The following is a 13,294-nucleotide window of genomic DNA, read 5'->3' on the forward strand; positions in this document are numbered from 1 at the left end:
CTGCTATTTAGCCGCAGCCTGCAGCTGGTTCCATTCCTCTACGGAATCTGGGCTGGTATAGACGTATGGAGTCGAAGTTTGATCAACCTTTGTAACGGATTCAGCATCGATTTGCAGCGTTTCCTTGCCCTTGTATACAACAACTTGAAGCTTGCCCTGAACCTTGATCCAGGTATCCACGGGCAGGCTTTTTTGCTGCCTTGTATTAACCAGAATACCGAGCGGTGTCGCATCGGCGGTGCAGCACTGCACAAGAAAACGGCTTACCGCGAAGCGGCCGCTCATGGAGCCGGTATTCTCGCGGTACAAAAAGCCGCTGACCGAGGCCTCTTTTCCCTTGAAATCATGCTTGAACCTATCGAGCGTTCCCAAGGTTTCCGAAAAGATTTGCGGATATACGGGAATGACCGTTTGGCTGTACAGCTTCTTCGCCAAGGCTGCGAACTCCGCAGCGAATGGATCGCTTGTCTGAAACCGGGCGGATTCCTTGGGAATGAGCGATGAATAGTTTAACGACATTCCTTTGTGTGCTGCAGCGGCACTCCCAAGCGCGCGGTCCGGCAGAGCGAATCCGAGCAGCAGAGGGAGCAGGAAGACACCGTACATCGCGGCGCCGCCTGCCCGTGAACGCGGAAGCTGATGGCCGCAGCCGCAGATGGCGTTTGTTCCGCCGAACAGGGCCTGGATCGTCAGGCTGAGCGCCATTAACGAGAGCGGAACCGGGCAGAGCCTGACCCAGACCGTGAGCTTTGGCGTGACATAATAGTGGAGCGCATCATGCCGCACCAGGTGCTCGATGTAGACGGCGAATGCCAGCAGAACGGCCGCCCGGAATAAGTAATGGCGTTTGATGCTGCCGGAACTATACATCATACGTCTCCTCCTAAAAGTTTTGCGGAGCATAGGCTCCTTGGATATGGCCTCGCAGCAAAACTGGCGTCGGAAGCATGGGCTTAGTTTTGCGGAGCATAGGCTCCTTGGAATGGCCTCGCAGCAAAACTGGCGTCGGAAGCATGGGCTTAGTTTTGCGGATCACAGCCATCCCGACAGCAGAATCGCGCCAATAAAGACAGTGGAGGCAATCAGAAAGAACAAGTAGAGCGCAAACCTTGTCTTGAACAGCGACATCAGCATCATCGCATTCTTGAAGTCGAGCATCGGACCGAGCACCATAAATGCCAGCAGCGATCCGGACGGGAATGAATGGGCAAATGACGAGGCCACGAAGGCGTCGGAGGTGGAGCAGAGCGACAGGACGAAGGCGAAGCCCATCATAAAGAGATAGGAGCCAAGCGGTCTGCCGCCGATGGAAGCAAGGCTGCTCTGAACGACGAAGGTCTGGATGAGGGAAGTGAGCAGACAGCCGAATATCAAATATTTTCCCATTTCAAAAAAATCATCCGCAGCATGCGTGAACACGGCCGCGAGCTTGCCGCCGTTCAAGGCTTCATGGCGCAGTTCTTCATCGCTGCGCTGCATCGAGAGACGGAGCGGCGAGCGCTTGACGGTGGCGTAAACGATTAGCCCGATGATAAGCGAAACGGCGAAGGCAAGGCCCATCCGGGCGTAAGCAAGGCCGGGATGAGTGCGGAAGGCGGTCAGTGTGGCGCTGAAGACGATCGGATTCAGGATGGGGCCCGACAGGATGAACGCAATCCCGACATAGAGCGGCATCCCCTTGCGGAGCAGCCGCCGGACGAGCGGAATCATTCCGCATTCGCAGATGGGGAAGATAACGCCCAGAAGACAGGCGAACAGCAGCGCTGGAAGCGCCCGCTGCGGAATCCAGCGGGTAATCGCCTCATCGGGGACGAAGACGCCGATTACCGAGGACAGCAGCGCACCGGCCAGAACGAAAGGAAGAGCCTCCAGCAAAATGCCGATAAAGCCCGTCTTGAACGTATAGAGATAAGCGCTGTCCAGCAGCTCGCGGTGCTGTGGAAACCAAAGAACGGCGGGGATGATCAGAAAAGCCGCGGGCAGGAGCAGCGGCAGCATTTTGATTGGCGAAAAAGCGGTCATGCGGCTTCCCCTTTCTGTCAGCGGAACAGGGCGGACCAGCGCTCAGCCAACTGTTCCCCGTTGATATTCGTGCCGATGAATACGAGATAAGGCGAACCGGGATACCGGGAATCTTCCCATGTCGTCCGCGAACCGGCATGCTGCACCAGCTGCACCGGCTTTCCGCCGGGAAGCTGCACATGTCCTTTGGCGCGCAGCAGCCTGTCCGCCCATTCCCGGAAAAACGCTTCAAGCACTGCCTTCGGCAGCGTCTTGCCCTGCGGAAAAGCCAGCGTTACCGCGCCAACCTGCGAGAACGAGGCAGCGTGTTCCCGGGGCGCGTTGTCCGGTACGGCTTCACTCCGTCCCGCTGCCGTTTTCCGGAGTGAGCTTCCCTGGAAGCTGAGCGGCGCTCGCTTGGGCAGCGGTTTCGCCGTTTTCGGGACAATTCCGGCCAACAGGGGCTGCACCTGAATCCGGCTGTAGGCCGTGAATTCAATCTCCGCATCGGGGTTCCGTTTACGGATCGCTTTTTCAATCTTGGTTAGAATTTCCGGCGTTACGAGATCGCTTTTGTTCACAATAATGAGATTCGCTGAAGCCAGTTGGCTGCGCAGCGTGCGCACAAGCTGTTTGTCCGCGGACAGCCGGCTGTTATAGTCAAGCATATTTTCAGCATCGACCAGCGTCACTAGAATATGCGCCGACAGGCGGGTTGCCCAGTACGGCTCATGAAGGGACCGGGCGATTTCATCGGGATCGGCTACGCCGGTAAGCTCTATGAATATCACGTCGGGACGCCGCTTGATTAGCACCTCCAGACTGTCTCCGAGTTCTTCCCTGCGGCTGCAGCACACGCAGCCGTCCAGCAGCTTCTCAACCGCCGCTCCGGTCTGCTCCTCCAAGATATAGCCGTCCACATCCTGTTTGCCAAGCTCGTTCATCAGGACACCCGGCTGAAGGCCGCGTGCATAGCTCTCTTTTAGCAGGGATAGCAGCAGGGTTGTTTTACCGCTTCCCAGAAATCCGCTTAAGATAATTACGGGTACTCTCATTCCCTCTCCTCCGATTCTCCGACTCTCCGTAAAGATTGCTATATTCCCAGTTCTATCTATACGTGTCCGGCATCACATAAAGACCGATTTTCTTGCGTCTGTCCGAATAGAGCCGTCGGCATTTTGCCTCGTCATAGTTGACATAGGTGAACTAAAATGATTTAATCGTAAATATTACGATTAATTCGCCGCGAAATCTGATAAACGCCGCGCTAATCGGACGAATGAGAATAAGGAGTGAAATCTTAGTCCATGAAAAAAATACCCGTCACCGTGCTTAGCGGATATCTCGGCTCAGGCAAAACGACGCTGCTGAATCATATTCTGCACAACCGGGACGGCCTGAAGGTGGCCGTTATCGTTAACGACATGAGCGAAGTAAATGTGGATGCCAATCTGGTCAAGTCGGGAAATACGCTTTCCCGGACCGAGGAGAAGCTGGTTGAAATGTCCAACGGCTGCATCTGCTGCACGCTGCGCGACGACCTGCTGCTAGAGGTGAAGAAGCTTGCGCAGGAGGACAGGTTCGACTATATTCTGATCGAATCCTCGGGGATCAGCGAGCCGGTTCCGGTCGCGCAGACATTCACGTATGCGAGCCCTGATCTGGATGTCGATCTGACGGAGCTGGCCCGCCTGGACACCATGGTAACCGTCGTAGATGCGAACCGTTTCTGGCATGACTTTGGCTCGGGCGACAGCTTGCTTGACCGCAATCAAGGAACGGACGATAGCGATTTCCGGGATATCGTCGATCTGCTGATCGACCAGATTGAGACCTGCGACGTGCTGCTGCTGAACAAATGCGATCTGGTGGCGGAGGAGGAACTGAACAAGCTGGAAGCGGTTCTCCGCAAGCTTCAGCCGGCGGCCAAGATCATTCGGACGATTAATGCCGCCGTCGATCCGAAGGAAATCCTGAATACCGGTCTATTTGATTTTGAAAGAACAAGCATGTCCTCAGGCTGGATCGCCGAGCTGAACAAGGACAGTCATGCGCCGGAGACGGAGGAATACGGCATCGCTTCCTTCGTGTACCGCCGCAGAAGACCACTTCATCCGCAGCGGCTAAGTTTCTTTTTCAACAACTGGCCGGTTGAAGTTGTACGCGCCAAGGGATTCGCCTGGATGGGGACGCGCGGCGACATTGCCGCTTCGCTGAGTCAAGCGGGGCCTTCTATCCAGTTCGGACCTGCCGGTTACTGGTTGGCATCGCTGCCAAAGCAGCAGCAGCTTGAGGTATTGGAAAGCGAGCCGGAGATCAAAGATAGATGGGATGACCAGTGGGGGGACCGGATGACGGAGATCGTATTCATCGGAATGGATATGGACCGCGCCGACATCGAAGCGAGGCTGGATCGCTGCCTGTTGACCGATGAGGAGATGAAGCAGGATTGGAGCAAGTTCAACAATCCGCTCCCTTGGCCGTCCGAGGAGGAATTAATGCCTGCCGGTAATTAATGCGAACTGGCGCTAAAATCCCAATTCCCGGCGCGTCGCAACCAAGCCGGCAGCCTGGCGCTAAATTAAAAATTGAATGGCTTCGAGGCCGACTCTCTTACCGGAAGGTGGAGACCGGCCTTTTCGTCATATTCGATATGAGCATGTTTTTTTGCGATAAGGAAGGATTTGGAATATATTGGAGCGAATAGTTGTAAAGAGTAAGAAAAACGAATGGGGGACAGCATGCAAAGCCACGAACAATATTGGGACCAAAGATTCGGGAAGGAAGGCATGATTTGGGGAACGGAGCCGAGTCCGACCGCCTATATGGCGAAGGAGTTGTTCCTGTCCCATGGTGTCCGGACAGTATTCGTGCCCGGGGCCGGTTATGGCCGCAATACGAAAGCTTTCGCACAAACATTCGGGGTAGAAGGGGCGGAATTAAGCGAGGCCGCCGTGAAGATAGCGGAGAGGTGGGACCCGGACAGCCGGATCATATGCGGCTCCGCGCTGGATGACCCGGAGCCGGGTGAATGCTATGATGCGATATACTGTTATGATGTGCTGCATTTGTTCCTGGAGCCGGATCGCCGAAAGCTGGTGGCAGCCTGCTTGAAGCGGCTGCGGCCCGGGGGCCTCGTCTATTTCACCTGCTTCTCCGACGAAGACCCCAATAACGGGCAGGGAGAGCGGCTTGAACCGGGAACGTACCGTTATAAAGAGGGGAAGTTCGCCCACTTTTTCAGCGAGGAGGATCTAAAGGCGCATTTCTCAGGAATGGAAATATTGGAAACCGGCACCTTAAAGGAGATGCTTGGCGGGCCGGGCGAGGGGCAGCATGAGTATATTTTGAGAACAATCGCCGCCAGGAAAAAAGGCTAAGCCGGAATCGCCCAGAGGAAGATTCCCGCGCTTCCGCCGAACAAGGGGCGCTCCAATGAAACCGGGTTCTGTCGGTCGAATTATTATGCCGGGACTACGGCCCGGCGCCGTTCTTGGCATGGACCCGAGAGACACTCTGCGTTCCCTGCTGCCTTCACTTTTGGTCCGCCGCTGTAATATAGGCTGCTCCATTTTACAAGGCATGGGCGAAGTGAGAGCAGCAGGATTTTCAGCACTAATGGTTTTTGCCCTCGGTGACGCAATCGGCGAACAAAATGGCCCGGGGTATCCGGAAGAACGCTTCCGCCTTTTCCTGCAAATAAGGAGACGGGAGCTGGCTATTGTGCAGCCATTTGCGAAAGGTGCCGGGATGGACCCCGATCCAATGACCGGCATCGGTAACGGAAAGATCATGCACCATGCACAGTCCGGTCAGAATGTCGCTGCGGCGGGGGTAAATCTTACTCCGCTTCATGTACCGGGAAGGAGCCGGCTGGCACAGAATCGGACTCTGCCGAAGCAGCGCTTCATTAAACAAGACATGCTGGGGATAACCGAGATAGCGGCAGGCTTTTTCTATATTGGTCCTGGACGGAATGCGGCTTTCATACACCCAGGCGCTGACGCTCCTTGAGGATACGGAAAGCTCTTCCGCAAACTTGGACAGCTTGATATCGCGGGACATCAGCACGGCTAGCAGCACGCGGTTGCGGATCTGGCTTCTCTGGGGACGGCGGAATCTCTTAATCCGGACGCCCTTTCCCAGGTATTTGCGGTTAACCAGAGACCACGCTTGTATTTTGTAAGGCTCTGACTGATTTGTAGGCATACTACCTCCGATTTCTTGAAATATAAGAAAGATAAGCTATACGCTTATCCTTAACCTAATATTTCGATAAGAAACGTGCCGCCTTTAAGCGGACGAACAGGTTTCTTTTTGAAAATATACTACAATACTTGTCCGTTTCAAGGCAATGGTTATTCCTTACACATCCCCTGCCGGCACAGCTTCCTTTCGGAAAACGGGGGGTTATGATATATTTTTAATAAACTTGTAATCACCATTACAATCCAATAACAGGGAGCGAAAAGAAATGATAAAGCATGTCGTATTTTTTAAACTGAAGGATGGTTCGGAGGAAAGCGTGGCCAAGACTGCCGCCGTACTTCGCAATATGGAAGGTAAAATCCCTCAACTGATCTCGCTTGAAATCGGAGCCGACATTCTGCGTACCGAGCGCTCATTCGATATCGTCTTGACCGCGGCTTTTGCCAATCTTGAAGATCTTGACGCTTATCAGGTGCATCCTGCGCATAAGGAAGTTATCGCCCATATTAGTGAGGTTAAAGAGCATTCCTTCGCTGTGGATTACGAACTTTAAGCGGTATTTATCCGCCATAAGCACGGCTATCTGATGACGGAAAGCGGTGACCGGAATGCGTGAGCTGGAATACCCCATGGAAGCGTTAACCTATCTTGTGGTATTTTTTGCGGCCTGCTTTATTATGCTTTTTTGGCTGAAGCGCCGCGGCAAACGCCGCAAATAGCAAAGGAGTGCCTGAAATGTACTATATCAACCGCGAACAAATTGAACACATTTTAGGACAAATTCCCGATATTGCGGACGGGCTGCGAATGGCGGCAGCTTCCTGGGACGGGGGAAGGATCTGGGGGCTGGTGCAGGAACGCTGCCTCCATCTCTCGATCGAGATCGTCACCGATGTCGGCAGCTGCCTCATTGACGGTTTTATTATGCGTGACGCCGGCAGTTACGAGGATATTATCACCATCATTCATGAGGAGTCGGTATTTCGCGATAAAGAAATGTATGACCGGCTTATCGAGCTGGTGTCGCTGCGCAAGGCTCTTGTACAGGAATATTACGCCTGGGAGCGGGAACGGCTGCATCCGCTGGCGGCCGTGCTTCCGGAGCTGCTGCCCCGTTTTGCCGCCGAAGTCCGAAGCTATCTGAATCAGGAACTGGGCACAGCCCTTCCGGTAAGCTAAGATACGCCGCGCCTGTGAAATCTGTAAGCAGAAGGGGGGGACCGAGATGAAGAGAGGGCAGGAGAACGGTTCGACCAGACACATCATCATGACGCTTCTAAAAATGAAAGGACCGTTGACTATTGGAGCACTTGCCGAGGAACTCGGCATTACGGAAATGGGAGTAAGACGCCATGTTCTGCAGCTTGAGCGGGAGGGACTTGCCAGAAACAGGATTGTGCGGCAGGCGATGGGCCGGCCCATGCATATGTATTCGCTGACGGAAAGGGCCGAAGACTATTTCCCCAAAAATTATCACAACCTTACGCTGGAGCTGCTTCGCGAATTGGACCACACCAGCGGGACCGAGGCCGTGAACGTCCTGTTCGAGGGGCGGAGGCGCAGGCTGCTGGCGCAGTACAGCCCCATGATGGAGCGGAGAAATCTCGAAGAGAGAGTGGCGGAACTGTCCGCCATCCAGAATTCCGGCGGCTATATGGCGGAATGGGACCGGGAAGAGGACGGATCTTTTGTACTCCGGGAGTACAACTGCCCCATCCGCCAGGTTGCCGTCCAGTACCGCAAGGCCTGCGAGTGCGAGCAGAATCTGTTCGAGGAATTGCTGAATGCAAGAGTTTCGCGCAGTGACTGCATGGCCGAGGGCGGGCAATGCTGCAGATACTCGATTAAACCGAAGCACCTTTTGTAAGGAAACGGCAATCGTCAGGGCGGTAAAAAAACTTCCTCATCAGTCACGGGACGGCCTCTCTCTGCTTATGATATAAGCAGGATCTAGGCATTCGCCCGTAAAGGAGAGATGAAAGATGAAGAAGAACACGAAAAGCTTGCTGTGGGGAATCGTTGCCGGAGGCGCCGTCGGTTCGGTGACCGCTCTGCTGCTGGCGCCCAAATCCGGAAAAGAGCTGCGCAAGGATATCTCGGACGGCGCTGGGGCAACAGTGGATAAAGCGCAGGAACTTGTTCATCAGGCCTCAGACAAGACCGTGGAATGGTACAGTAAAGCCAAGGATTCGGTGGAGCAGGTGATTCAAGAGGTAACGGACTGGGGCAAACAGTTCACTAAGGCAGAGGATGAAGCTGCGGTCATTTCTGCCCAGGATATTGAACCGGCGGCCGGCGGCTCCGGCCCCGGGGATGAAATTGGCTCATCGGCTGCGGATGATACAGGGGAAAAGGCGTGACGGCTGTCACGCTGGCAGCCGTTTAGCCGTCAGCTCCCGGTCAGATCGCGATGCCTGACAAAGCCGGCAAGCTATTGCTTCCACAGCTGTACGGTATGCCCTTGAACCAGCCGCCGCTTCGCTTGTTGCGAACAGGCGCTCTTTCAAGGGCATTTATCTTTTTCAGGCCTATGGAAAGTTCCTGGCGGGCTAAGGACAAGAAGCTGCGCAGTCCAGGATTAAGGCGAGGGGGAGTTTCTCCTCTTGAACTGGGGAGATAAATGGAGTATTATCTGCAATTGGGACAGGAAGCCCGGTACACTTTGCTTCCGCCTTACATAAGCTATTCAAAACAAGATGAAGGAAGCGTGTGTTCGTGCAGCAAGCTATCGCTATACTAGACTCGGGCGTAGGCGGATTGACGGTTGCCAAGGAAGTAATGAGGCAGCTGCCGAGGGAGAAAATCATTTATTTCGGAGACACCGCCCGCGCCCCGTACGGACCCCGTTCGTCCGAGGAAGTCAAACTTTTTACCGAGCAAATTGTCGATTATCTTATTCAATTCAATCCGAAAATGATCGTGATCGCTTGCAACACGGCGACTGCGGCCGCCCTCGATTATATATCGGCGAAAGTGGAGATTCCGGTCATCGGCGTCATTCATCCCGGCGCCCGCGCCGCCATCAGCGCGACAAAGACCGGACGGGTAGGCGTAATCGGCACCGTAGGAACGATTGGCAGTGGAGCCTACACCGCAGCGCTGAAACAGCTGTCTCCGTATGTTGAGGTGATCAGCCAGGCATGTCCCGCGCTTGTCCCGCTGGTCGAACAGGGAATGTTCCGTACGGCGGAATGCGATCTTGCGGTCCGTGATTCGCTGAACGGCATCAAGCATGAACCGATTGATACCCTGATACTCGGGTGCACCCATTACCCGTTTCTAGTCGAGCCGATTGGGCGGGCAATGGGGCCTGGAGTCAAGCTGATCAGTTCCGCAGACGAGACGGCGCGCGAGATCAGCACCATTTTGTACGACAAGGGAAAGCTAGCGAGGGGAGACGACAGTCCGGTGCACCAGTTCTTCTGCAGCGGCGACGCAGGCATATTCCAGAGGATCGCCATGGACTGGCTTGGTGAGCAGATCAGACGCACGCCGGTGGTATGGCAGGTATCATCGCTTGAACCTACGGATGTCTGAGTGTAACTTCAAGACAACTCTTTCATTCGATGTCAAAATCATATTCGCATTCAGAACGGCCGGGCGGCGTAAGCCCGGCCGTTCTTTGCGCATGTAGGACAAGAGGATTCGCATACAATTAACAAAGCCGTCACAGCTACAGCAGGGTAGGAAACGCAGCGGAGAGGATGAGAGGTATGCTTCAATATATTGTCCGCAAGGGAGATACTGTGAGGCGGATAGCCGCCGCGCACGGACTTACTTCAGGGCATGTGATACAGGGGAATCCTTGGGCGGCGGACCAGCCGTACCTTTTTCCGGGGCAGGTGCTGTTTCTGCCTTCCGTTCAGCGCAGACGACATATTGCGCAGGAAGGGGAGCGCATGAAGGATGTGGCGGCACTCTACGGGGTCAGCCTGGAAGCGCTGGAACAGCTTAATCCCGGTATATCTCCGGGCGGATTCTGCGCACCTGGGAAAACTCTGGTTATTCCGGCATCCGAACGGGCGGCGGTCGTAACCCTGCGGGGCGAGTACGGGCCTTCGGAACTTGCGGCGGACATCGGCCTTCTGATCAATAAATATCCCTTTATCTCGGCAAGTACGATAGGCTTTAGTGTCCTTGGCAAACCGCTGCATTTGCTGCGGATTGGCAGCGGCCGCCGCAGACTGCATGTGAATGCGGCGCTGCATGCTAACGAGTGGCTGACCTCGCCCTGTCTTCTGGCCTTTCTGGAGCAGTATGCCGAAGCTTATGAGAAAGGCCGGAAATGGAATGGTCACAGCCCGGAAGGATGGTTCAACAACTGGACGGTTTGGGCCGTCCCGATGGCGAACCCCGACGGTGTGGAGCTGGTGCAGGAAGGAGCCGGTCCATGGCATCCTTACAGGCGGGAGCTTGCGGAATGGAACGGGGGACGAGGCAGCTTCCGCCACTGGAAAGCCAATATCCGGGGCGTAGACCTTGGGGACCAATTCCCGGCCTTTTGGGAAGAAGAACAATCTCGCCGGGGCATGAGCGGACCTTCTCCCCAGGATTATGGCGGCCCGTCACCGCTAAGCGAGCCGGAGGCTGCTGCGCTGGCTTCGCTGTGCGAGAAGGCGCCTGCGGATATAGCGGTGTCGCTGCACAGCCAAGGACAGGAGATCTACTGGAACTATCGCGGGTATGAGCCGCCGGAGAGCCGGGAACTCGCGGAACGTCTGGCGCTGGCAGGCGGCTACCGCGCGGTTGCTCTGACCGAAAGTGACGCGGGATTTAAGGACTGGTTCATTATGAAATTCAGAAAACCGGGGTTCACCGTGGAGCTGGGTCTGGGCAGAAATCCGCTCCCGCTTGAGGATTTTGAAGATCTAACGCTAGAAACGGGGCAGATTCTGGCTGCTATTCTATCTCAATGAAAGTAAGTGAAACATTTTCAGCATAGCTGCGTAATCTATATGTAGAGGGTATGGCCGTATACTTCGCTAAAGCTGTTGCACGGCCGTACCCTTTTTACTGAATCGCTCTGGTTAAAAGCTGGCCGAAGGGGTATGGATGAAGTATAGAGCTTAGAGGAAGGAGACCGAAGATGAAACTAAAGAAGCTGCTGTCGCTTAAAGGATGGTCTCAAGTGCTGCGAAGCACATGGCAATACATCATCTCTCCGCATGTCGCGCTAGGGGACAAACTGTTGTTCGCGATTCCGGTGGCGCTGTATTGGGTGCTGCCCGATGTTATGCCTTTTATGCCGATTGACGATATTGGTGTATCGATGATGCTGATGGCCTGGTTCGTCTCCAGAATGGACCGCAAATACCCGGCGCTGAATGACGCGAAAAGATTGAGGCTGAACGGCGGGAGCAGATAAAATTTAAAGTTTGGTTGCATTATCCTGCGGTTTTCCTTTAAAATATATCACTAGAGTATAGAAATCCAGTTGTCAGGAGATGGACGGACTATGAAAGTCAAAATTACCCGCAACGCGGCTAAAGTTATAAAGAAACAGATGGATCTGGAAGAAAATAAGGATCTGAAGCTGCGCGTTCTGATTACCCATTCGCATGGCGATCATGCCCACTATGGTCTTGATTTGGACACGCCCAAGGAGAACGACGAGGTCATTCCGACGGATAAAGACATCGACGTTATTCTGGAAAAGGGGCAGCCGCTTCTTGATGGCGTAAAGGTCGACTATCTGTATTTTCCGCAAGAAGGTTTTGTTATTACGAACCCGTCCCAAGGCAACCACGGAGACCACTAAGCTATTGGCTTTTGCAGGCTGAAGCTGTCTGGACGGTAAAGAAGGGAACAGCAATGGCTAACGATATACGCATTTGCGATAAATGCAATCATATGAGCATCAAAAGCGTTCTGCCGAAGCTCCGCAAAATGGCGCCTGACGCCGAGATCAAAATCGGCTGCAAGTCCTACTGCGGCCCATGCGGCAAGCGCGCTTTCGTCTACATCAACGGCCGCTATGTCAGCGCTCCGACCGAGGACGAGGTTTTGAAGAAAGTGGAGCCTTTCATAAAGCAGCCCGCAGTAAAGAAATAGATAGGATTGAATTGGATCTGTACTTTGCCGGAATTCGGAGAGTACCCTTTTGGCCGTTTTTGCAGGTTGACTGCAAGAATGGCCTTTTCTGTTCTCTTATGACCCGGGACTGAGATTTGGCAGAATAGGGCGACGTGATATAATAGACTGGATAGATTGAAATCGACCGAGTACATAGAGGAGCGGGTGATCCAATGAGACAATTATCGGATACCATTTTACTGAATAACGGAGTTGCCATGCCGTGCTTCGGGCTAGGAACGTATAAAGCCGAGGGCAATGAGGTGGAAAATGCGGTGACGGCGGCGCTTGAGCTGGGCTACCGGAGCATCGATACGGCGTCCCTGTACGGGAACGAGCACGAAGTGGGACGGGCCATTCGGGCCAGCGGTCGGCGCAGGGATGAGCTGTTCGTCACAACCAAGGTTTGGAATGATGATCAGGGCTATGACAGCACGCTGGCCGCTTTTGAGAAGAGCCGTGAGGCCTTGGGTCTGGAAGTAATCGACTTGTACCTGATTCATTGGCCGGGACTGAACAAATACAAGGAGACGTGGCGCGCGCTGGAGCGTCTGTACGAGGAAGGCAGCGTCCGCGCAATCGGCGTCAGCAATTTCCAGATTCACCATCTGGAGTCGCTGATGAATGACAGCAACATCGTTCCGGCAGTGAACCAGGTAGAGCTGCATCCCCGTCTAAGACAGCGGCCGCTGCATGATTTCTGCTTGCTGAACAATATTCAGATCGAAGCCTGGGCGCCGCTTATGAAGGGGCAGCTGCAGGATAACGGAACGCTGACATCCATTGCGCGCTTGCATGGCAAATCGGTCTCACAGGTCATTCTCCGCTGGGAATTGCAGCATGACATCGTCATTATTCCGAAATCCGTAACGCCTTCCCGTATTAAGGAGAATAGTGAGATTCTCGATTTCGAGTTATCCCAGGAGGAAATGAACGCTATCGATACGCTGGATACCGGGGAACGCATCGGCAGGCATCCGGACGAGTTGATGTTCTAAGGAGCCGGAGGGAC

At 54.3% G+C, this 13,294-nt stretch carries 16 protein-coding genes; 12 read left to right on the plus strand and 4 right to left on the minus strand.

Annotated elements, in window-relative coordinates:
• Positions 1-3: 3 nt before the first annotated feature.
• The 3 genes from PDUR_RS10390 to PDUR_RS10400 all read right to left on the minus strand — a co-directional run bounded on the left by PDUR_RS10390 (position 4) and on the right by PDUR_RS10400 (position 3,056).
• Positions 4-873 (minus strand): TIGR03943 family putative permease subunit, encoded by an 870-nt coding sequence (locus PDUR_RS10390; protein ID WP_169744904.1) that lies wholly within the window; start codon positions 871-873, stop codon positions 4-6.
• Between the two features lie 159 nt (positions 874-1,032).
• Entirely contained in the window at positions 1,033-2,022 is a 990-nt protein-coding gene (locus PDUR_RS10395) for a permease (RefSeq protein ID WP_042206216.1), read from the minus strand.
• Between the two features lie 17 nt (positions 2,023-2,039).
• The gene (locus PDUR_RS10400) at positions 2,040-3,056 is read right to left on the minus strand and encodes a CobW family GTP-binding protein (RefSeq protein WP_042206217.1); all 1,017 of its coding nucleotides are present in this window, start codon (positions 3,054-3,056) and stop codon (positions 2,040-2,042) included.
• 252 nt (positions 3,057-3,308) lie between these two features.
• Between PDUR_RS10400 and PDUR_RS10405 the strand changes: the two genes are divergently transcribed.
• Together PDUR_RS10405 and PDUR_RS10415 are read left to right on the plus strand one after the other, a co-directional pair.
• Entirely contained in the window at positions 3,309-4,517 is a 1,209-nt protein-coding gene (locus tag PDUR_RS10405; protein ID WP_042206218.1) for a GTP-binding protein, read from the plus strand.
• 225 nt (positions 4,518-4,742) lie between these two features.
• The gene (locus tag PDUR_RS10415; protein WP_042209246.1) at positions 4,743-5,381 is read left to right on the plus strand and encodes a class I SAM-dependent methyltransferase; all 639 of its coding nucleotides are present in this window, start codon (positions 4,743-4,745) and stop codon (positions 5,379-5,381) included.
• Between the two features lie 235 nt (positions 5,382-5,616).
• Here PDUR_RS10415 and PDUR_RS10420 read toward each other — a convergent pair whose 3' ends face one another.
• Positions 5,617-6,210 carry a helix-turn-helix domain-containing protein gene (locus PDUR_RS10420; protein WP_042206220.1) on the minus strand — a complete coding sequence of 198 codons (594 nt, stop codon included), beginning with the start codon at positions 6,208-6,210 and terminating at the stop codon, positions 5,617-5,619.
• Positions 6,211-6,475: 265 nt separating this feature from the next.
• Between PDUR_RS10420 and PDUR_RS10425 the strand changes: the two genes are divergently transcribed.
• The 10 genes from PDUR_RS10425 (at position 6,476) to PDUR_RS10470 (ending at position 13,280) form a co-directional block, all read left to right on the plus strand.
• Positions 6,476-6,763 (plus strand): Dabb family protein, encoded by a 288-nt coding sequence (locus tag PDUR_RS10425; protein ID WP_042206221.1) that lies wholly within the window; start codon positions 6,476-6,478, stop codon positions 6,761-6,763.
• A 182-nt stretch (positions 6,764-6,945) separates the two neighbouring features.
• A complete protein-coding gene (locus tag PDUR_RS10430) occupies positions 6,946-7,389 on the plus strand; it encodes a DUF86 domain-containing protein (RefSeq protein ID WP_042206222.1) in 444 nt (147 codons plus the stop codon).
• A gap of 46 nt (positions 7,390-7,435) precedes the next feature.
• Positions 7,436-8,077, plus strand: coding sequence for a helix-turn-helix transcriptional regulator (locus PDUR_RS10435; RefSeq protein WP_042206223.1), 642 nt, complete (start codon positions 7,436-7,438; stop codon positions 8,075-8,077).
• A gap of 115 nt (positions 8,078-8,192) precedes the next feature.
• Complete coding sequence (locus PDUR_RS10440; RefSeq protein WP_052410162.1) at positions 8,193-8,570, plus strand: YtxH domain-containing protein; 378 nt, start codon at positions 8,193-8,195, stop codon at positions 8,568-8,570.
• A gap of 355 nt (positions 8,571-8,925) precedes the next feature.
• Positions 8,926-9,747 carry a glutamate racemase gene (gene racE, locus PDUR_RS10445; protein WP_042206224.1) on the plus strand — a complete coding sequence of 274 codons (822 nt, stop codon included), beginning with the start codon at positions 8,926-8,928 and terminating at the stop codon, positions 9,745-9,747.
• Positions 9,748-9,923: 176 nt separating this feature from the next.
• Positions 9,924-11,126, plus strand: coding sequence for a M14 family metallopeptidase (locus PDUR_RS10450; protein WP_042206225.1), 1,203 nt, complete (start codon positions 9,924-9,926; stop codon positions 11,124-11,126).
• A gap of 170 nt (positions 11,127-11,296) precedes the next feature.
• Positions 11,297-11,575 (plus strand): hypothetical protein, encoded by a 279-nt coding sequence (locus PDUR_RS10455; RefSeq protein ID WP_042206226.1) that lies wholly within the window; start codon positions 11,297-11,299, stop codon positions 11,573-11,575.
• A gap of 90 nt (positions 11,576-11,665) precedes the next feature.
• Positions 11,666-11,968, plus strand: coding sequence for a HesB/IscA family protein (locus PDUR_RS10460; RefSeq protein ID WP_025689857.1), 303 nt, complete (start codon positions 11,666-11,668; stop codon positions 11,966-11,968).
• Positions 11,969-12,021: 53 nt separating this feature from the next.
• Positions 12,022-12,261 (plus strand): YuzB family protein, encoded by a 240-nt coding sequence (locus PDUR_RS10465; RefSeq protein ID WP_025695807.1) that lies wholly within the window; start codon positions 12,022-12,024, stop codon positions 12,259-12,261.
• A 194-nt stretch (positions 12,262-12,455) separates the two neighbouring features.
• A complete protein-coding gene (locus PDUR_RS10470; RefSeq protein ID WP_042206227.1) occupies positions 12,456-13,280 on the plus strand; it encodes an aldo/keto reductase in 825 nt (274 codons plus the stop codon).
• Positions 13,281-13,294 lie beyond the last annotated feature (14 nt).

Source organism: Paenibacillus durus, assembly GCF_000756615.1.
Taxonomy (GTDB): domain Bacteria; phylum Bacillota; class Bacilli; order Paenibacillales; family Paenibacillaceae; genus Paenibacillus_AQ; species Paenibacillus_AQ durus.